General features: G+C 49.5%; 19 protein-coding genes and 1 tRNA gene. 17 read left to right on the top strand and 3 right to left on the bottom strand.

Annotated features, from left to right (window positions below; all coding sequences use genetic code 11):
- The first annotated feature begins 101 nt into the window (after positions 1-101).
- From asnS to WC980_03730, 5 genes are all read left to right on the top strand, one after another.
- Positions 102-1394 (top strand): asparagine--tRNA ligase, encoded by a 1293-nt coding sequence (asnS, locus tag WC980_03750; protein MFA5794163.1) that lies wholly within the window; start codon positions 102-104, stop codon positions 1392-1394.
- 135 nt (positions 1395-1529) lie between these two features.
- Positions 1530-2099: a LemA family protein gene (locus WC980_03745; GenBank protein MFA5794162.1), complete on the top strand. Its 570-nt coding sequence runs from the start codon at positions 1530-1532 to the stop codon at positions 2097-2099.
- A 109-nt stretch (positions 2100-2208) separates the two neighbouring features.
- A complete protein-coding gene (locus tag WC980_03740; GenBank protein ID MFA5794161.1) occupies positions 2209-2865 on the top strand; it encodes a hypothetical protein in 657 nt (218 codons plus the stop codon).
- Positions 2866-2942: 77 nt separating this feature from the next.
- The gene (locus tag WC980_03735) at positions 2943-3887 is read left to right on the top strand and encodes a M48 family metalloprotease (protein ID MFA5794160.1); all 945 of its coding nucleotides are present in this window, start codon (positions 2943-2945) and stop codon (positions 3885-3887) included.
- Between the two features lie 70 nt (positions 3888-3957).
- Positions 3958-5130 (top strand): acyl-CoA dehydrogenase family protein, encoded by a 1173-nt coding sequence (locus WC980_03730; protein MFA5794159.1) that lies wholly within the window; start codon positions 3958-3960, stop codon positions 5128-5130.
- Positions 5131-5183: 53 nt separating this feature from the next.
- Here the strand turns inward: WC980_03730 and xylB are convergent, their stop codons facing one another.
- Genes xylB through WC980_03715 form a run of 3 tightly spaced genes read right to left on the bottom strand, consistent with a single transcriptional unit; the run spans position 5184 to position 10034 of the window.
- Positions 5184-6719 carry a xylulokinase gene (xylB, locus tag WC980_03725; protein MFA5794158.1) on the bottom strand — a complete coding sequence of 512 codons (1536 nt, stop codon included), beginning with the start codon at positions 6717-6719 and terminating at the stop codon, positions 5184-5186.
- 9 nt (positions 6720-6728) lie between these two features.
- Complete coding sequence (locus WC980_03720; protein ID MFA5794157.1) at positions 6729-8957, bottom strand: glycoside hydrolase family 3 N-terminal domain-containing protein; 2229 nt, start codon at positions 8955-8957, stop codon at positions 6729-6731.
- Positions 8958-8969: 12 nt separating this feature from the next.
- Positions 8970-10034 (bottom strand): sugar phosphate isomerase/epimerase family protein, encoded by a 1065-nt coding sequence (locus tag WC980_03715; GenBank protein MFA5794156.1) that lies wholly within the window; start codon positions 10032-10034, stop codon positions 8970-8972.
- Between the two features lie 97 nt (positions 10035-10131).
- On the opposite strand from WC980_03715, the gene WC980_03710 reads away from it, so the two are divergent.
- The 12 genes from WC980_03710 (at position 10132) to WC980_03655 (ending at position 20904) form a co-directional block, all read left to right on the top strand.
- The gene (locus WC980_03710) at positions 10132-11538 is read left to right on the top strand and encodes a hypothetical protein (GenBank protein ID MFA5794155.1); all 1407 of its coding nucleotides are present in this window, start codon (positions 10132-10134) and stop codon (positions 11536-11538) included.
- Positions 11539-11650: 112 nt separating this feature from the next.
- A tRNA-Arg gene (locus WC980_03705) sits at positions 11651-11724 on the top strand.
- An 84-nt stretch (positions 11725-11808) separates the two neighbouring features.
- Positions 11809-11940, top strand: coding sequence for a hypothetical protein (locus WC980_03700; GenBank protein MFA5794154.1), 132 nt, complete (start codon positions 11809-11811; stop codon positions 11938-11940).
- A 35-nt stretch (positions 11941-11975) separates the two neighbouring features.
- A complete protein-coding gene (locus WC980_03695) occupies positions 11976-13358 on the top strand; it encodes a M20/M25/M40 family metallo-hydrolase (protein ID MFA5794153.1) in 1383 nt (460 codons plus the stop codon).
- 59 nt (positions 13359-13417) lie between these two features.
- Positions 13418-14179 carry a hypothetical protein gene (locus WC980_03690; GenBank protein MFA5794152.1) on the top strand — a complete coding sequence of 254 codons (762 nt, stop codon included), beginning with the start codon at positions 13418-13420 and terminating at the stop codon, positions 14177-14179.
- Positions 14180-14286: 107 nt separating this feature from the next.
- On the top strand, positions 14287-14832 hold the full coding sequence (locus WC980_03685) for a hypothetical protein (protein MFA5794151.1): 546 nt from the start codon (positions 14287-14289) through the stop codon (positions 14830-14832).
- A complete protein-coding gene (locus tag WC980_03680; protein MFA5794150.1) occupies positions 14829-16127 on the top strand; it encodes a 4Fe-4S binding protein in 1299 nt (432 codons plus the stop codon). The genes WC980_03685 and WC980_03680 overlap by 4 nt, the downstream gene beginning before the upstream one ends.
- 144 nt (positions 16128-16271) lie before the next feature.
- The gene (locus WC980_03675; GenBank protein MFA5794149.1) at positions 16272-16694 is read left to right on the top strand and encodes a transcriptional repressor; all 423 of its coding nucleotides are present in this window, start codon (positions 16272-16274) and stop codon (positions 16692-16694) included.
- A 151-nt stretch (positions 16695-16845) separates the two neighbouring features.
- Positions 16846-18840, top strand: coding sequence for a ferrous iron transport protein B (feoB, locus tag WC980_03670; GenBank protein MFA5794148.1), 1995 nt, complete (start codon positions 16846-16848; stop codon positions 18838-18840).
- Complete coding sequence (locus tag WC980_03665; GenBank protein ID MFA5794147.1) at positions 18837-19502, top strand: metal-dependent transcriptional regulator; 666 nt, start codon at positions 18837-18839, stop codon at positions 19500-19502. Before feoB ends, WC980_03665 begins: the two co-directional genes overlap by 4 nt.
- Positions 19503-19565: 63 nt before the next feature.
- Complete coding sequence (locus tag WC980_03660; protein MFA5794146.1) at positions 19566-20423, top strand: N-acetylmuramoyl-L-alanine amidase; 858 nt, start codon at positions 19566-19568, stop codon at positions 20421-20423.
- Between the two features lie 10 nt (positions 20424-20433).
- Entirely contained in the window at positions 20434-20904 is a 471-nt protein-coding gene (locus WC980_03655; GenBank protein MFA5794145.1) for a phosphatase PAP2 family protein, read from the top strand.
- The last annotated feature ends 194 nt before the right edge of the window (positions 20905-21098 follow it).

Raw genomic sequence — 21098 nt, 5'->3', positions numbered from 1 at the left:
CGAGCTCCGCCCAGAGGCGGGACAGTTAAACATTTTTTAGGATAAACTGCCAGAGTATAAAATAGTTGACATCTGTTCCGTAAATAATAAAACTATCACCTATGAAGCAGACAGATATTATTAATCTTAAAGACTACGAAGGCCAGGATGTAGTTGTCAAGGGCTGGCTTTATAACAGCCGCTCCAGCGGCAAGCTCCAGTTCCTGCAGGTGCGCGACGGCACCGGCATCGTCCAGGGAGTTTTATCCCAGAAGGATGTGGGAGAAAAGCTTTTCAAGGATACGGCCGCTATTACCCAGGAATCGTCCGTCATCATCACCGGTAAGGTGCGCAAAGACGAACGCGCTCCGGGCGGCTACGAACTGACCCTGTCCGGCGTCCAGCTGGTTGGCCTAAGCCAGCCTTATCCCATCGCTCTTAAGGACCATGGCATCGGCTTCCTGATGGAACAACGCCATCTCTGGCTTCGTTCTAGGAAACAGGCCTCGATCCTGCGTATCCGGGCCGGCATTATCCGGGCTATCCGCGACTATTTTGACAGCAACAGCTTTGTCCTGGTTGACGCGCCGATACTTACCCCGGCCGCTTGCGAGGGCACGAGCACTTTATTCGAGGTAACCTATTTTGATGACAAGGCTTATCTCTCCCAGTCCGGCCAGCTTTACAGCGAGGCGGCCGCTATGGCTTTGGGTAAAGTTTATTGTTTCGGCCCGACCTTCCGCGCCGAAAAATCAAAAACACGCAAGCATCTGACCGAGTTCTGGATGGTCGAGCCGGAAGCGGCTTTTTACGAGCTGAAAGACGTTATGGAACTGGCCGAAGGCCTGATTTGCCACATCGTCAGTTGGGTGCTCAAGAATAATATCGAAGACCTGAAAATACTTGAACGTGATATCAGCAAACTGGAAAAGGTGAAACTGCCGTTCCAGCGGATTTCATATTCCGAGATAGCCCAGATGTTTAAGAAACACGGCCATCAGTTCAAGGACGGCGACGATCTTGGCGCGCCGGAAGAGGAGTTCATCGGCCAGCATTTTGACGCACCGGTGATGATTCACCGTTTTCCCATGGCCGTTAAGGCGTTCTATATGAAACCTGATCCTAATGAGCCGGACAAAGCGCTTTGTGTTGATGTCATTGCGCCCGAAGGATACGGCGAAATCATCGGCGGCAGCCAGCGCGAAGACGACTTGGCCGAACTGGAAAAGCGTATTGTCGAGCAGAAACTGCCCAAAGCGTCTTTTGAATGGTATCTGGATTTGCGCAGGTACGGCTCGGTGCCGCACGGCGGTTTCGGGCTGGGTGTGGAACGTACCGTCGCCTGGATTTGCGGCCGAGAACATATCCGCGAATGTATCCCGTTCCCGCGGATGCTTTATAAGATTTATCCGTAATTTATTTGATAATGAGTTTATCCCGCAATTGTTATGAGGTATAATCTAAGCCCCGCCGTGAGGCGGTAGACCCAGTAATGGTCTTCGCTGATATTAATCAGCTAATGCCTAACTGGCTCTAAAGAAAGGATGTCTATGAGTATATTGATAGTGTTGTTGATTGTTATCGGAGTTGTGATATTGTTTGGATTGCTATGGGTTATTGCCACGTATAACGGATTGGTCGGTCTGCGTAATACCGTCAAGAACGCCTGGTCGCAGATATCGGTTCAGCTCAAGCGCCGCTATGATCTGATACCTAATCTGGTCGAGACGGTCAAGGGTTATGCCAAGCACGAGAACACCACCTTTGAAAATGTGGCTAAGGCGCGCTCGGCCTGTATGCAGGCGCAAGGCGTAGCCGAACAGGCCAAAGCGGAAAACTTCCTGTCCCAAACGCTCAAGTCGCTTTTCGCCGTGTCGGAACAGTACCCGGAGCTCAAAGCTAATCAGAACTTTCTGGCATTGCAGGAAGAGCTGACCGCTACCGAGAACAAGGTCTCGTTTGCCCGCCAGTTCTACAACGACAATGTTATGCTTTTTAACAACAAGATACAGATGTTCCCGTCAAACATCATCGCGAGTATGTTCGGGTTTAAGGCCGAAGAGTTTTTTGAGGTGGAATCAGCCGAGGAAAAGAAGGCGCCTAAGGTGCAGTTCTCTTAGAAACAGTTCGAATCCAGTTTTGGTCGGGATAAGTTACTGTTTCTTAGATTTCGCACTTATTATGGGTTTCATTAATATAATTGTGGGGTAAACTCAATCTGTTTGAACCGTGAAACTCAATAAACGCCTGTGTGATATCTGCCGGGAGTCGTTCGCTCCTTGGCATCTGAAAAAAATTCGTGATTATAATATCTGCCCGGCCTGCCTGAAGTTAATTATTGAAAGAAAAGACGAATGGCTTGAGGCCGTAGATAAATACCCTTCGGTGTCGGAAGCGGTGGACGGGGATGGTGAATGTGTGCCGGCTGTCGTATCCGGTACGGTTGAGTCCAACCTGATGGGTATTGTCCGCAGCGAAGGCAATATTTTCTTCGACGATATTAGGTCGGCCAGCCGGGTTTTCAGTAAAGGGTTTATCGGCGTTATGGTTACCCGTGTTTCTTTGTATGTGGGCACCTTTAGTTATTTTGACCCGCAGGGCAATGCCCACGCTTTTACCACCGGCGTCATGGCGGCTGATCTGGTAACCTGGGTGGTATTTAATATTTTGCAACTGCCCTTTGTGGCAACCGGGTTTATGATTGAATTCGCGATTTACGGATTGATGACCGCTTACTTAATCAGTGGACAGAAGCTTATTGACGTGCCGGATAACTCCGAGCAGATGTGTATCGCTATATTGGTGTTCCTGGCGGTGGGGTTTGCAAAGACAGGCTGGTGGGCCGCCAAGCTGTTTCTTCTGGACGAACCTTGCGAAAATATTTGAATAATCAGTTTAATCCACGCCAGAGGCGCCTGTATGCTTCAGGCAGGGGCAGGTGTTGAATCCACTTACTAAGGTATATGAATATTTACGAACAGCAGAAACGAAACCGGCGCGATACCTGGCTGATAATGGCCATGTTTATCGTGCTGTTCCTGATTATCGGACTGGGGTTTGACTTCTTTTTCACCGGATATTTTCCGGCAGGAACGCTCGTAGCCGTTATAATTGCGGTTATAAGTGTTCTAGGCAGTTATTACGGAGGCGACCGGGTGGTCCTGGCTTCTACCGGTGCCCGGCCGGTTAACCATTTAGACCTCAAAGAGCACCAGTTCCATAACGTGGTTGAGGAAGTCAGCATCGCGGCCGGACTGCCCGTTCCTAAGGTATACATTATCCCGGACCCTGACCCCAACGCCTTTGCTACTGGGCGCGATCCCCAGCATTCCAGCATCGCCATCACCCGGGGCCTGCTGGAACAGCTCAACCGCGAGGAAATTCAGGGCGTGGTCAGCCACGAGCTCAGCCACATCCGCAATTTTGATATCCGGATGATGACGCTGGTGGCCGCGCTGGTCGGGGCCATCGTGCTTCTAGCCGACTGGTCCGGCCGGGCCATGCGCTCGATGGGCCGGGGTCGGTCCAGTTCACGCAAAGGCGGCGGCGGGGCGGCTATTTTTTTTATCATCTGGCTACTTATGATCATCCTGGCGCCGATTATTGCTCAAATACTGGCTATGGCCGTCTCGCGCAAGCGCGAATACCTGGCTGACGCCTCGGGCGCGGAGCTTATCCGCAATCCGCTGGCGCTGGCTAACGCCCTGAGTAAGATAGAAAACGCCGCGGCGCCAACCCAGACCATCAAGCGAGGAGTGGCGCATCTGTGCATCGCTGACCCGTTGGGCCGGTCGTTCACCAATAAGGAAGGTTTTGTGGCCAACCTTATGGCTACTCACCCGCCTATGAATACTCGGGTTCAGCGCCTTAAAGAGATGGCTTACCTCTACCAAAAGAATAATCAATAAAAGCTTGTCTGATGCCGTAAAATATCTATTTTATATGCTTTCATAAATCAATTATAGAAAGGTTTTTATTATGATACGACTGACCGAAGAACAAACGATAATCCAGCAGACCGTACGCGATTTTGCCCGCGAGGTGGTCGCGCCCAAGGCCAAGCAGATAGACAAGACCAAGGAGTTTCCCCACGATACCATCAAGAAGATGGCCGGGCTGTCGCTGATGGGCATACCATTTCCCGAAAAATACGGCGGCGCCGGCGGCGGTGAGCTTAGTTACATCATCGCGGTTGAAGAACTGGCCCGGGCCTGCGGCTCCACGGCCATCACCCTGGCCGCACATACTTCTTTGGGTTCAAATCCGTTTTATATGTTCGGCACCGAGGCGCAGAAGGCTAAATATCTGGTGCCGCTGGCCAAGGGTGAAAAAATCGGCGGGCTGGGCATTACCGAACCGTCGGCCGGTTCGGACGTGCACGGAATCAAGACCGTGGCTACTCCGGCCAAGGGCGGATTTGTCCTTAACGGCACCAAGACCTTCATCACCAACGCCAACGTCGGCAATATCTTCACAGTCGCGGTCAAAGACCCGACCGCGCCCAGGGATTCGGCCAAAGACAGGCCAGGTAAGGCATACGATCCGATTAGCCTGTTCATCGTTGAGCGCGGCTACAAAGGTTTTTCTAACACCAAGGCCGAGGACAAACTCGGACTGCGCGCCTCGGACACCGGAGAATTGGTTTTTCAGGACTGTTTCGTGCCCGAGGAAAACGTTCTGGGTAAGCGGGGTGAAGGGTTCAAATACCTGATGCAAACCCTGGCCGGCGGGCGCATCAGCATCGGCGCGCTGGCATTGGGGTTGGCCCAGGGCGCTATGGATAAAGCCGTCAACTACGCCAAGGAACGCAAACAGTTTGACGTGGTCATCGGCGAATTCCAGGCCATCCAGCATATGATTGCCGACATGGTCGTCGAGATAGAGGCCGCCCGGCACCTGGTCTATACCGCGGCCGAACTATACGAAGAAGGCAAACCGTTTAACCAGGCCGGCGCCATCGGCAAGCTTTTTGCCTCCGAAGTGGCTATGCGCGTCACCAAGAACGCCATCCAGGTGCACGGCGGATACGGTTATATAACTGATTACGAGGTGGAGAGGTTCTACCGCGACGCCAAGCTGTGCGAAATAGGCGAAGGAACGTCGGAAATCCAAAGGCTGGTCATTGCCCGGTACGTGCTCAAGGGAAAATAATATATTAGTCCGGGTTAAGGACTCGTTATAAGAGCTGGTAACTCTAAGATTCTTTATTTCTTGTACTGCATTACGTTAATCGTCTTAAACTCAGATTTCAATGCTGCATACAGCGATTTGAATGATTTATAATGCCGGTTATAAACGGCAACGTTCTTCTTAACGGGCTTGATGCGGCCTTTCAGCTTCAGTGTTTTTTGGCAGGCCTTAATTGCGTTTTTATATACTCCGACCCCGATTCCGGCCAATAGCGCCGCTCCATAAGCCGAACCCTCAGCCGGGTTGACGGTGACGATCTCCTCGTTTAAGACGTCAGCCAATATCCGGGCCCAGATTTTTGACCGCGCACCGCCGCCGGTCATACGTATTTGATTTACCGGGATGCCCATTTTCTTGATGATTTCCAATCCGTCACGCAGGCCGAAACAGATGCCTTCCAGTACCGCTCTGGTCATATGTTGTTTGGTATGCTTCAGGCTCAGTCCGAAAAATACGCCGCGCGCATCAGGGTCGCAATGCGGTGTTCGCTCGCCGCTCAGATACGGCAGGAATATCAGCCCTTCCGAGCCGGCCGGTATGTCTTTGGCGCCGTTAATCAATATTTCGTAGGGGTCGACTTTTCTCTGTCTGGCCATCCTGATTTCCTCACGGCCCAGATTATTGCGCAGCCAGGCCAGCGAGCCGCCGGCGGCCAGCATCACGCCCATGACATGCCATTTGTCCGGAACGGCGTGGCAAAAAGTATGCACCCGGCCGGTCGGGTCGAACTGCGGTTCCCGGCTGTAGGCGAAGACCACGCCTGAGGTGCCGATATTTACGGAGATAACGCCGGCAGTGACGATACCGGTCCCGATGGCCTGGGCGGCCTGGTCGCCGCCTCCGCCCACCACCGGCGTGCCCGGTTTTAATCCGGTCAATCGGGAGATTTCACCGGTAACCTTACCGGTAACCTCAGTGGATTCGTAACACGGCGGCATCCACGATACGGGGATATCCAGTTCCGATAATAATTGCCTGGACCATCTCCTGTTTTTGACATCGAGCAGGAGCGTTCCGGAGGCGTCGGATACCTCGGTGGCGAATTGGCCGGTCAGACGGAAACGGATATAGTCCTTGGGCAGGAGCACGCGGGCGATTTTTCGGTATATAGCCGGCTCGTTGTTCCTGACCCACAAAACCTTTCCGGCGGTGAAACCGGTCAGGGCCGGATTCCCGACCAAGCCAATCAGCCTTTTAGCCCCGACTTTTTTGGTGATGTAATCGCATTCCTTGGTGGTCCGCTGGTCGCACCAGAGGATACAGGGCCGGAGCACTTTGTTATTCTTGTCCAGGAAGACCGAGCCGTGCATCTGGCCGGATAAGCCGATGCCGATGATGTTATCTGGTGAGGTTCGCGTTGATTTGATTATTTCTTTTATGGACCCGACGGTGGCCCGCCACCAATCGACCGGGTTTTGTTCGGCCCAGCCCGGTTTGGGCGTCTGCATCGGATATTCTTTTATCGAACGTCCGACAGTACCGCCGGTTTGGTTAATCAGCAGGGTTTTTACCCCGGTCGTGCCGATGTCAATGCCTAATAAATAATTCATACTTACAGGTTAAATAGTCACTTTCCCCCGTAACCTGATATCCTTGGACGAACTGCCGATCATAATTTCGAAGTCACCCGGTTCCAGAACGTACTTAAGATTCTTGCTCAGGTAGGACAAGTCCTTTTGTCCCAAGGTAAATGAGACTTTTCTGGTTTCGTTTATGTCCAAGCTTATCCGCTGGAAGCGTTTGAGCTCTTTGAGGGGCCGGGCCAGGCGGCTGACCAAATCGCGGATGTATAGTTGGATTACCTCATCGCCCCGGTATTTGCCGGTATTTTTGATATCAAAGCTTACGACGACCTCTAACTTGCCGCCTGTTTTGGCCTGCCTGTGCGCCACCGCACGCAGACAGGACTTGGCGATTTTAAGGTTCCGGTAATCAAACCTGGTATAGCTCAACCCGTGTCCGAACGGGAATAATTCCTGGTTGCCGGAATCCTTCCAGGTCATTGGCGCAAACAACGGATATTCCCACTTTTCCACGTAATCGTAGCGCCGGCCGCTGGGCTTGGGGTTGTAATATAACGGCAATTGGCCGGTAAATCTGGGAAAGGTTACGGGTAGCTTGCCGCTGGGATTGCATTGGCCGATGATTATCTCGGCCAGGGCGTTTCCGCCCTCTTCTCCGGAATACCAATTCTCAACCACGGCCGGCACCCGGTCTATCCATCCGGTCATCGTCACCGGACTTCCGTTAACCAGCACCACTATGACATTCTTTTGCACCCGGCAGATTTCCTTTATCAAATTCTCCTGAACGCCGGGCAGGTTCAAATCGCAGCGGTCCTTATCCTCGCCCTCGGTCTTCTCGAAATTACCCATAAACAGGATTGCCGCATCGGATTTGCCGGCCAGCCGGATGGCCTGCTTGAATCCGGACTTGGAATTGCCGGTGATATCGCAGCCCCGGGCAAATTGGAGCCGGGTAGTTGGTTTGATTTTGTTCTTTAGACCCTGCAGGGGCGTGACCACCTTCTTGCCCATGCCGCTGTATCCGCCTAACCGGGTTTCAGCGGCGTTGGGGCCGAGCACGGCCAGGCGCCTGATATTCCGGCTCAAGGGAAGAACCCGTTCGTTCTTGAGCAGGACAATGCCCTGGCGCGCGGCGTCCAGCGCCAATCGGCGGTGGTCCGGGTGGTCGGTGATTCCGGTGGCATAATCCGGGTTGCGGTAAGGATTATCAAACAACCCCAGCCAGAATTTGACCCGCAACACCCGGGCTACATTTATATCAAGCGTTTTTTCGGATAGCTTTCCCTTCTTAACCAGATTGACCAATTCTGGGAAGCAGTCAACCCAGGGCAGTTCGACATCCATTCCGGCTTCCACGGCCTGTTGGGCGGCCTGGGCTTTGGTGCCGGTCACAGTGTGCTTGGTCATTAAATGAGTAACCGAAAAATAATCTGAGACCACAAAACCTTTAAAGCCCCATTCCTTTCTGAGCACATCGGTCAATAGCCATTTATTGGCTGAGCAGGGTATACCGTCGATCGAGTTATATGCGGCCATCAGCGACAACGCGCCGGCCTGGCGCACCACGGCTTCAAATGCCGGGAAATATATCTCGCGCAGCAGCCGCTCGGAAAGGTGCACCGCATTGCTGTCCCGGCCGCCGTCACCCACGAAATTAGCGGTAAAGTGTTTGGGCGTGGCCACTACTTTTTGCGACTGCAGGCCCCGGACAAAGGCCACGGCCATTTTGGTTGTCAGATACGTATCTTCGCCGTAGGTCTCTTCACTCCGGCCGCAACGCGGATCACGGCAGATATTAATGGTCGGCGAAAGCGCCTGGTTTATTCCGCGCGCCCGGGTTTCCCTGCCGATGGCGCGGGAAATACGCTCGACTAAATTCGGATTCCAGGTGCTGGCCAGGCCGATGGCCTGGGGATAGCTGGCTGAACCATTGGCGCAGCAGCCGTGCAGGCATTCATCGTGAATAATGACCGGTATGCCCAAACGGGTATGCTCCAGCGCGAACCTCTGGATTTCATTGGCGAAAGTTACGCTGGCCGCCGGGGTGAACTGGCGTAGGGTCATGCTTAACTGGCCCAGTCCCTGGCGCAGCCATCTTTTTATTTCAGGCAAAGGAATTTTTCGGTCTATGGTGCTGTCGCTTGAACCCATGGCGCAGAGTTGTTTGACCTTTTCCTGCACCGTCATGCGCTTGAGCAAGTCCTTAACCCGGACTTCTATCGGCAGATGCGGATTTTGATATTTATACTTCTTGCCAGTCATTTCAACACGCTCCTATTTGGCGCTATATTTCTTGTGTATCTTAGCAATCATTTTTTTATCCAAACCAAGCGCTTCATAAACAATCTCGTAACATCCAATCGCGTTCTTGTTCTTCTGTGCCTGGTATAGCGCCTTCAGGTTCATCTTGTCAACCACGCTCTCCAGGAATTCCCAGTGCAGGACGCTGCGCTTTACGGCATCGGTCTGGTTCTCGGTGTATGGGAATAAGTCATAGCCGATTCGTTCGCCGTTCCGGCCGTAACCGGCTTTCCTGAGCTCGACGCACAATGCCAGGGTATCCATGAAGTTCGAAGTCGCGACCATATTGTCGTCGTCAAAATTACCCCAGCCGCTGTTGGCGTGGTGATGGCCCAGCAGGTCTTCGCTCATCAATAGCGCGGCGTATTCGGCCAGATGTTCGCCGTTCATTATCAGATGCTGCCAGTCCATATTTATCTTTAACCGGGACGTATCGGTGCCGAGTTCTTTGAGCTTGTTGACGACAAAAACGCTCATGCCGATATTGCGCATCATTATTTTCATGGCCGGCTCGCTGTTCTTGTGTTCCAGGAGCACGGTGACTTTCTTGGTATTGGCGTATTCCACTATTTCCCGGAGCGCGCCGATGAAATAGTCCCACATCTCGGCATAGGCCGCCTGGAAGGGGTAATTATAGCCCTCGCCGCCCGGCCAGATGATGAGTTTTGCGCCGGTCTGCTTGCACATATCAATGGCTTTGTTGACCAACGATATTGCTTTTGTCCGCAATTCTTTCTTGGGATTAGTGAAACCGCCCCGGGCAAACTCCGGCATGCAGTGCAGCCCCATGGCAATGGCGTAGATATCGTGTTTGCTCAGAATCTTCTTTATCCCGGGCAGGTTTGCCTCGTTCAGTTCGTTTGGGTAATGGAACTCATACCCGTCGACCAGGTCGCCTATTTCCCGGACCGCGCGCGCCACCCTTTGCTCCATGGTTTCATCCACGGCTGATTGATGGTATCCGGCCGGCATGAACCTGGTGGCTAACGGGCTGAGCGCCCAGATGCCGACGCTGTTTTTGACTCTTGTGGATGGCATATGATTTATTCTCCTTTTCTTGATAGATGTTAATAAACCTGATAAATATAATTTTTATCATTCTGAGGGGGAATAATCAAAGAAATCTCAATCTTTTATGGCCAAATTGAAAAAACATAGGCTAATCGAAATCAACTGGCCGGAATTCGGCATATGCGGCCGGCCGCCGAGTTCGACCGCCGAGGAATTCCAGGCCCGGATTAATGCCGTCCGGCAGATGATGAAAGAACGCCGGCTGACGCACCTGGTCGTCTACGCCGACAGGGAACACTTTGCCAATCTTGCTTACCTTACCGGTTTTGACCCGCGTTTTGAAGAGGCTGTTTTGGTAATCGGCCTTAAATCATTCCCGCTTCTGGTTGTCGGCAATGAGTGCCAGGGGTATCTTGCCGTTTCCCCGCTCTACCGGACGGGCAAACTCAGGCACGAACGATTCCAGCCGTTTTCACTCTTAAACCAGCCGCGGGATAAGAGCCGGTTTTTGGGGAGGATATTTTCCGATGAGGGAATCGGCAAGAAGTCTTTTGTCGGATGCGTCGGCTGGAAATATTTCTCCGAGGCGGAACATCCGGCCGGGGTTCGGACCATAGATATCCCGGCTTATATGGTTGATACTCTGCGTGAATTGGCCGGACCGGACCGGGTTGTGAACTCCACGGATATATTAATGCATCCGGATTACGGGCGGCGCACCTTTTGCTCGCCTTCCGAAATCGCCTATTTTGAATTCACCAACATTCTCGCGTCGGAAGGGATGAAACGGATGTTGTTCGGCATCCGCGAGGGGATGATCGATTATAATCTGGTGAAATTAGCCGAATATAACGGAGAGCCTTTGGGGTGCCATCTGACCATGGTTACCGGGTCGAATCGTGAACTTGGCCTTTCCAGCCCGATGGGCGCCAGGATAAAACGCGGGGACCCATTTGCGACGAATATATGCTATTGGGGGAGCAATATCTGCCGGACGGGTTGGGTTGCCGAATCGGCCAGGGATTTGCCGGCCGCCGCCCGGAATTATATTGACGGCTTTGCCGGCCCGTATTTCGTGGTAATGAGTGAATGGTTCCGCCTTTTAAGAATCGGAACGAAGGGTGGTGTTCTGGCAGACCTCATCGCCAAGAAATTACCCTATGGCAAATTCGGCATCTTCCTTAACGCCGGCCATTTGATTCATTTGGACGAATGGCTGAGCTCGCCCATATATCCCGGGTCGGACATCAAGATTCATTCCGGCATGGCCATACAGGTGGACGTGATACCGTCGTCGAAAAGATATTTCTCGACCAGGATGGAAGACGGTTTGGTCATGGCCGACAAAGGCTTACGCGCAAAATTGCAGGAACAATTCCCGGAATGTTACCGGCGCTGCCGGAAGCGAAGGGAATTTATGATTAACGTATTGGGGCTGGAGGTATCGGAAGACGTTTTGCCGTTATCCAATATCCCGGCGATAGTCCCGCCGTTCTTGCTGAAGCCAAACCTGATTCTGGCAGTCAAGTAAAGCATTCTAGTCCTGTGGATTAGCATTCTCCCAATTATAAAGCGTGAAATCGCTAATGTATTTTACTTTACAGCGGGGAATAGATTATTACGATATGCCCATACATTCACGCGCGCCCGTAGCTCAGTTGGATAGAGCGGCGGTTTCCTAAACCGCAGGTCGCAAGTTCGAATCTTGCCGGGCGCATATTGATTGACATTTTTCCATACTATGTTATTAAAAGCATATAAATAAAGTGCTTCTGGGCGTGTATTTTCATAAGAACTAATAATGGTTTCGGACATGGAGCAGGAAAAGATTATTGAAGAGTTGATGCATCTTGGCGCGAAAGGGTTTATACCCAAACCGTTGGCGCCGGATAAACTATTGAGTATGATAGACAGCGTTGTTAGGAGTGGCTAATTTTAGATGAAAAAATCAATACGAATGGAGAGTTTATGCAAAGAGTATTAGGCGTGGTGGTTTTTGTTGCTTTGTCGGCTGGTCTGGTTTCTTGCCAGGGTAAGGGGATTGCTCCGTCGGGAAATGCTGGTGTTCCTGCAGGCGCAGGCATCGCCGGGGTTGCTACTACGGCGCAACCGGACCTAACATCGTTTAATATAATTAAAAACTTAAAAGAGGTTGAAGGTTATTTAACCAGTGATGAATTAAGCGGTAGGATAGCCGGTTCACCGGAAGGGAAACAAGCCTCTGATTTTCTGGTCAGACAATTTAAGAGGTTAAACCTGCAATCGTTTAATACCGAAAAACCTTTTTTCCAGCCATTTAAAGCGCAGGTATTGAAGTTTTTTAAGGATCCGCAACAGGTCCGAACCGCATCGCCCGATCTAAAGGCGTTCTCGACACAGGATGCCAATCTGCAAAATGTGGTTGGGTTTCTGCCGGGTGCTGATGGCATATTAAAAGACGAGGCGGTAATTATCGGCGCCCATTATGATCATCTTGGATGCGATGACCAGGGCGGTATTTATCGCGGCGCAGATGACAATGCCTCCGGTATCGCGGCTTTGTTAAGTCTGGCAGCGCAATTCACTCAATCTTCCCCGAAGCCCAAGCGGACTATCATCTTTATTGCCTTTGACGGCGAGGAACAAGGACTTCTGGGCTCGGCTTATTATACACTGCATCCGCTCTGGCCGTTGGACAAGACTGCTTTTATGATTAACCTTGATACTATCGGACGACCGGTGGATAATAAGCTTTTTGTTTCCGGCAGCGTGTCCAGCCCGGCGCTGAAAGATACGCTCAATCAGGAAAACGAATCTGCAGGATTGAAACTCAACCTGTCCTATGGAGAAGTTCCGGGCGGCGGAGACCATATCAGTTTCCTGCTGTCAAAAGTTCCGACTTATTTCTTCTTCACCGGCGCGCATAGAGATTACCATAAAGTTACCGATATGGTTGATAAAATAAATTTTCCCGGTCTGGTACAAGTTATTCAACTGGTTTACTGCTTCGCCAGAGACGTCTCCAATCAGTCATTGCGTCCGGAATTCAAGGAGCTGCCGTCTAGCGCCATCCCGCCCACCGCGCCAAATCCGAATAAGAAAAGGGTTTCGCTGGGTATGATGCCAGATTTCAGCGGCAGTGACAAGGGTTTCCTGATTGGCGATGTTGGGCAGAATTCGCCAGCCGAAAAAGCCGGAATGAAAGTCGGAGATATTATTGTGGGCATGGATGACAAGACTATCAAGAACCTGAAGGATTTTTCGGATTTTCTTAATTCCAGAAATCCGGGCGACACGGTCAAAATTACCTACCTGCGGGGCGATAAACGTTATGAAACTCAAGCCACGTTCAAAGAACGGATGATGCCATAATCTAGCCGTATTTGGTAAGGGCAGAGCTTATTATTACTATGTGCAAGAAAGGAAATTATATGCCCAGACTAACGTTCATAATAGTTTTATTGACCGGATTAATGATGCTTACCGCCTGCCAGAGCGGTACCCCGCCAATAGCAACGGCTGCAAATACCGAAGATACGCAGATGCAAGCCCGAGGATTTCAGAAAGTGCAGGGCGAATGGATGTCAAATGAGGAAATCAATGGATTCATTCTGGATGAAAATGGTGTATCTAGTGATTATACCCAGATAACTCCGCCGGTGGGGCTGTGTCTAACCGCGGCGCTTAATTATCAACCCATGGATGAAGAGATAGACAAAGTAAAACAATCATTCCATCGTTTTTCATTATTAGTTTGGAACGACACCTGGGGCAATATGTATATTAAAAAGGCCGTATTCAAAACTAATGCCACCCATGGTTATATTTCCCTGGAGAAACTGGAGCGTGGGCAGGGCGGGCACGCTTATTTCGGCGGGGTGTTTACCGTATCCACCAATCTACTCGATATCGGTAATCCGGAAATGGGCAAGCGCATTTTGGCGGCCGGTATTCTTCACGAGTTTGGCCACTCAATGTTTCATCTGCCGGACGAATATCCCTATAAAGGTCAACCGGATATGCCGGTAAGGAAGTGCGTAATGGACCCACGCAGTCATTACACCGGACTCTGCATTGATTGTGAACAACGTATCCTGGCGCGGTTTAAGAATTTCAGCTTCCCGGCTGAAGAGCAAAAAAATGATTGGGACAAGTCTCATCCGGCGCCGGAAACCTATTTCGTAGTCAAATAGAGAATGACGCATTCTCACCATAGTGGGTGTCAGTCCCTCAATTCAATTATGGAGTCTCTTTTACCGCTGCCGCTGTGGTAAGAATTATAAATAGGAGTTATCATAAAATGTGCCTCAAGTGCGGTTGTCAGGGAGTCGTTAACCTCGATCAGCGGGAATACTTGGGGCGAATTTCTTTACACCCATTTAAAGACGAGGTTGTGGCAAGCGGTGATCATATATTCTATGTTACGGCGGTTGACACGGCTCCAAATACGGTTGATCTAATATTTTATATAGAGAGTTCGCTTCATACGGAAGGTTTGTTGGTAAAACGACCGGTTTATTCTGAGAAGGAAATATGGTTCGCCACCGATGATTGTCCGGTGCCACAGAAATTTATTCCGGAACCTGATAACACAGGTGTGTCAACCTTGAGATATCTCTATGATAAACCGGTTCACGCCAAACTACGGATATCCACCACCAGCACTGATAATAAAGCAATCTCAGCAGAAACATCCATTCAGATTGGATCGCCCGAGCCATCTTATTTTTTTCTTATTATCTTTGGGATAATAATCATGCTTTCTATCGTTTTTGCCTACCTAAAGAAGGGATGTCGCAGTTTTACAGACAAAGGCTGCCAGCACATACCACCTCTTGAAGTATGAATATCCTTAAATATAAATTTATCCGTCGGTTGTTAAAAAATCCGGTATTCATTTTTATTATCCGCTTTCCATTTGTCATTGTTTTTTTTCTGATAATCTTCAGCGGGTTATTCGGCAATATCTATAGAAATTCCGTTAATCTTACGGTTGGGGTCATCTGGCTGACCTTTATTTCGTTCACCGCTATCCTTGGGGGGAAAATCTGGTGCCTGGTCTGCCCATGGAATACCCTTGCCGAATGGATTCAGGACATATTCCGAATTCCGCAATTAGCAATAGGAATTCCCAGGATATTTCGTAATCTTTGGATTGCCATCATCTTCTTCCTGTTAATTATTTGGCTGGAGTATGCAATAGGATTGGCTAACAATGCACGGTTTATTGCGTATCTTGCAATAATGATCTTTGGTCTGACCTTTGTCTCGTCATTATTTTTCTCCAGAAAATCGTTTTGCCGTTACGGCTGCCCGGTTGGAGCTATCTGCGGGCTATACGGGCTCTTTGCGCCATTGGAATTAAGGAGCTCCGATAAGGATGTTTGCCGGAAATGCCGGACCAAGGATTGCATAAAAAGTAACCAATACGGCCAGCCCTGCCCGGTTTTTGAGCATCCCGGCACAATGGACGATAATTTATATTGTATTTTCTGCGTCGAATGCATTAAAACCTGTCCGAATGATAATATCGCCCTGAATATCAGGAAGCCCGCCACAGACCTCTTGAAATTCAGGTTATTATCATCCAGCGAGATATTCATGATAGTTATCATGCTGGCCTTATCCATATTCGGCGCAATGAATATAAGCGGTATTTATTTCCGGATAATAGATTGGTCATCGGCGAAATTGGCATTGCCCGAAATTATTTCTTTGTTGTTCTTGATACTGTTGCTGGTTTTTATTCTTTTGTTTCTCTTTTATGCCTTATCACGTATTCATCGGATAAATCTGTCTGCCGTTGCCGCTACCTTTTTGCCGATCGCATTGTTTAACCATCTGGCTAATACCCTGAAACTCCTGAATCTGAGGATAGAAGAGGTGATTCCGCTTATTTCAGACCCCTTGGGATTATCGTGGAATCTTTTTGGCACCGCAGGACATTTACCAAAGCACCTTTTTACTGCTGATAAACTTATTATGATAACGGGTCCTGTGATGACTATCGGGTTACTATATTCCATCTATTTGGCATATCGGCTTGCCAAAACGAATGGTAAATCAAAGGTAACTCTTATTTTATTCCTAATACTGATGATTCTTATGGTTTCATTTAACTGGTGGCTTATTCCCCGGTAAAATCTTGTCAAAATAACTTAATTACGATGTCGGACTGGAAGAGTTCCTGGGAATTTTGGGGGTATTTCTTGACAACCAATCATGATATTGATAATTATTATCAATATCATGATTTAATGAAGGGTTATTTTGATGATTAATAGCATGGAAAAAAAGATATTCGAAAATTATTTAGAGGCCAAAAGCCTTAAACATAGCGAACAGCGAATGGAGATATTGAACATTTTCTTGAAAGCCGATAACCACTTGACTGCCAACGAACTTTATCAGATTGTTCGGGGGAAATACCCGTCTATCGGATATGCTACCATCTACCGGACGCTTAAATTACTCTGTGAGTGTGGATTATGCCGGGAGTTAAAGTTTGACGATGGCGCCTCCAGATTCGAGCATCTATATGGCCACCAGCACCACGACCATCTTATCTGCACAAAGTGCGGTAGATTTGTCGAGGTGGTAGACCCGGAGATTGAGCGCTTACAGGAAAAGTTGGCCAAGCGGCACGGTTTTCATCCTGAGCGGCACCGCATGGAGCTTTATGGGGTATGCAAGAGGTGTAAGAGATAGATATATATTTTTTTGACTATATATTGAAAATGAAACTCAAAATCATACATGGGCTGTTAGAATGGAATGAGTTACAGCCCGGTATAGTTGGCAGTAAGCGCCGGGAGCATACTCGGGGCAAACTGGCACACTATGAGGGAACGATAAATAAATGCACAATCATGGCAGCGCCGCTAAATTTGATGCCGCTGGTAAGAGAAAAATAGCATTAGTCGGCAATCCTAACGTGGGCAAGAGCGTTATTTTTGGATTACTTACCGGCCAATACGTAACCGTTTCCAATTATCCCGGGACGACCGTCGAGGTTACCTATAGCTCCGCGCTTTACGATAAAGGGCGGACCGTTTTAATTGATACGCCCGGCATCAATAATCTCATCCCGGATTCTGAGGATGAACGGGTTACGCGCGATATTCTTCTCGCTGAAGATATTGACTATGTAATTCAGGTCGCCGACGCCAAGAATCTTCGCCGGGCTCTTTTTATCACCCTGCAAATCGCCGAAGCGGGCCTGCCTTATTGCCTCGTCTTGAATATGATGGATGAGGTAAAAAGCCTGGGGATCAAGATTGATACCCAATTACTGAGTAAAATCATTTCGGCACCGGTAGTTTCTACCGTGGCCATAGAGCGGCAGGGAATCCGCAACCTGTCTAGAATTCTTCAACAAAGTGACCATGCAACGAGGGAAGGCGTATTATGCTGTGATTTCGTTTATGACCCTTTGATAGAAACCGCGGTTAGCCGGCTCAATGTTTTGCTGCCGGATGCTCCGATAAGCCGTCGTTTCCGCGCCTTGATGTTCTTGGCCGGTGATGATGGCATTGTCGAATACCGGCGACATAGGTATAGCCCCGAACAAATTCAGGAGATGAAAAATATCAGGAGTGAAATCGCCGGGCAGTTCGGCCAGCCTTTAAGTTACGTGATTAACCAGACGCGGCTTAAACGGGTGGAAGGGATTGTAAGCGAGGTTGAAAAGCATGAAGCAAAACCGAACTGGAAATTCGCCGATTCTTTGGGGAAATTGATGATGCACCCGATTTGGGGTGTGCCCATCCTTTTATTGGTGCTTTGGCTCGTTTATGAGATTGTCGGGGTTTTCGGCGCCGGTACGCTGGTCGGTTTACTGGAAAACACAGTTTTCGGCGAGTATATTAATCCGGCGGCCATCTGGTTATTCGAAAAAATAGTACCCAGCGCCATTGTCAGGGATTTTTTTACCGGTGAATATGGCATGATTACCATGGCGCTTTCCTATGGATTTGCCATTATCCTGCCGATTGTCGGGATGTTCTTCCTGGTTTTCAGCCTCTTGGAAGATTCCGGTTACCTGCCTCGCTTAGCCGTGATGGTTAATAAAGTTTTTCGGCTGGTTGGCTTGAATGGCAGGGCCGTTTTGCCGATGGTTCTCGGATTAGGCTGTAATACGATGGCCACCATGGTAACGAGAATCCTGCCGACTAAAAAGGAACGGATAATTGCCACACTTCTTTTGGCCCTGGGTGTTCCTTGTTCCGCCCAATTAGGCGTGATTATGGGGATGCTGGGCGGTCTTTCCTGGCGGGTAACTCTCTGGTGGCTGGGCAGCGTTTTCGTAATTATGGGGGTGGTTGGTTACCTGGCCAGTAAAATATTGACCGGCGTGTGTTCCGATTTTATCATGGAAATTCCGCCGATTCGGCGTCCGGCCTTAAGTAATATCCTTGCTAAGACGTTTGCCCGGGTCAAGTGGTATCTAAAAGAGGTCATCCCGATTTTCATCCTGGGCACGGCGATTTTATGGGCATTAGATAAAACCGGACTGCTTGGACTCATGGAACGTATTGCCCGCCCCGTCATTACGGGAATGATGGGGCTGCCTGAAAAATCTACCCAGGCATTCCTGATAGGATTTTTCCGCCGTGATTATGGGGCCGCCGGATTATATGATTTGGTCCATAAAGGATTGATGACGCCGCATCAGATTGTCGTGGCGATTATCACGCTCACGCTATTTGTGCCGTGTTTCGCCCAATTCCTCGTCATGGTTAAAGAGCGCGGCTGGAAGACCGGCCTGGCAATAGTGGCGTTTATCTTCCCGCTGGCAATTCTGGTGGGAAGCCTGGTCAATCTTATTCTTAATGTAATTGGAGGCGGATTATGAAAAAACGCAAAGAAGAATTACTGGAAATGGTCTGGACGTATAATGAAGATGGCAGATTTACCCGCGAGCAGGTGGAAAAAAGCGAAGATGAACGTATTTCGACCGAGGTGCTGGATGACCTGATAAAAGAAAATTATCTCGTTGAGTCGGAAGCGGACGGGATCAGGCTGACTCCATCGGGCGAGCGGGAAGCGCGCCGGATTATCCGGGCCCATCGCTTGAGCGAACGGCTTTTTACGGATATTCTTGACCTGCCGCTTCAATCGGTTGAGGCCAATGCCTGCACCTTTGAACATATCTTAAGCCCTGATGTCATAGATGCCATTTGTACTTTACTGGGCCACCCGCGGGAATGTCCGCATGGCCGCCCCATTCCCGCTGGTCCATGCTGTCAATCGCCGCGGCCTGAAGTTAAACCGGTCGTGATACCTTTGTCAGAACTCAAAGTCGGAAGCCAGGCAAAAGTCATTTATATCGTGACCAAACACCATCAACGCCTGGACCGGCTTACGGCGCTGGGGCTTATTCCCGGCGCATTGGTCCGGGTGCACCAAACTGCGCCGACTTATGTCATCAAGATAGGGCAGACTGATGTTGCCCTGGATGCCGATATCGCCCGTGATATTTATGTCCGGACGCAGAATGTTCCCGCGAGTTTCTAACGGCAGCTAAAAAGCCGTTATCAATTACCTTTCAACTTTTAATGCCGTAAAGCCGATAAGAGTATGATGAAATTACCGGATTCAATTCATAGGAAACCAATTGGTGTTTGGCCGGTCCTTCTGATGGTTTTTTGTTCCATTCCCTTGCTCCTTTCGGCCTGCGCCGTTCAGCCCATTGAAGCCCCGGGGCCGCTGGTGAAATCGGTTGGTTACACAGCGTTAGCGGATAAATACGGGTTACAGGGCGGACAAGAACTCGATGCGGGTGAAGAATCATTTTCTGGCGATGGTTTGCTCAAGGAGCCGGCCGTTTCTTCCGGCAAATCTTTTTCTTACATCAAGAAAGTGGTGATTGATCCGGGACACGGCGGTTGTTTCCGGGGAACACGCGGATCAAACGATTTGCTGGAAAAGGACATCGTTTTGGATATCGGGCTTAAACTAAAAGGTATTTTGGAAGCCCGGGGGATTAAAGTCGTGATGACGCGCGAGACGGACCGGCAACTTTCATCGAATCTTAATAAGGATTTGGACCGCCGTGCCGCGGTCGCCAATATGGAACGGCCCGACCTGTTTATTTCCATACATGCCAACTATTGCGAGGATGAAAGTGTGCGCGGATTTGAAATATATTACTCTAATCATAAACCTGCGTCTAATTGCAAAAAACAGACCATTGATTTGGCCAATGAGGTCAAGAAATCACTTGATTCCTTGATCAAAGACCGCGGTGTCAGGGCCAAAGACTTCCGGGTAATCAAGAAAGCAGAATGTCCGGCCATTTTGGTCGAGGTGGAATATCTTTCCAATAAATCAGCCTGTCAGGACCTGTCAAAAGAATCATATCGCCTGGATATTGCAAAGAAACTCTTAGACGCAATCCTTAACTTCGGCCGAAAAGCGTATTGCGCTGGAAATTAACCGTTTCATTATGGGAATAATCGACCTTATTTTCATATTCAGCGCGCAGTATCTATACGCGGCGATAATAGTTATCGGCTTTTTCTATTTCCTGCGGCAATCAAGTGCTACGCGGAAACAGATGATTATTTTAGGCGTATTCGTTCTGCCGATTACATACGCTGTTGCAAAGATTGCCGGCCATTTTTATTACAACCCGCGTCCGTTTGTGCAGGATAATTTTATCCCCCTTATTCTTCATAAGCCGAATAATGGATTCCCTTCAAGTCATACATTGGTGTGTGCGGCAATTTCGGCGTTGGTTTATCCTTTTAGCCGGAAGCTAAGCATGATATTATGGATGATGACGGCATTGGTCGGTATATCAAGAGTCTACGTAGGCGTTCATCACTTCATTGATATTTGCGGTAGTGCAGTTATCAGCATCGCGGTCACCCGGTTAATGTATAAACTCGTAACAAGATTAAAACCTCAGAGTTAAATCCTTATCTATATTTTGTCCGGTGACAGAGAGCCTACTGGCCTTAGCGAAGCATCCCTTTAGGGACCACGGAAGGACACCTGATTTTGCTTGTCTTGAGTACTCGTAGGATAATCCGCCTGCCAGGCTCCTTTCCGGGCGCGGTTTTTCTTAAATCATGCTTTAGGATGCTGATTTCCGCACTACTCCCCACC

This window comes from Candidatus Brocadiia bacterium (assembly GCA_041658285.1).
Classification (GTDB): domain Bacteria; phylum Planctomycetota; class MHYJ01; order JACQXL01; family JACQXL01; genus JBBAAP01.
This window is presented reverse-complemented; position numbering and strand designations above follow the sequence as displayed.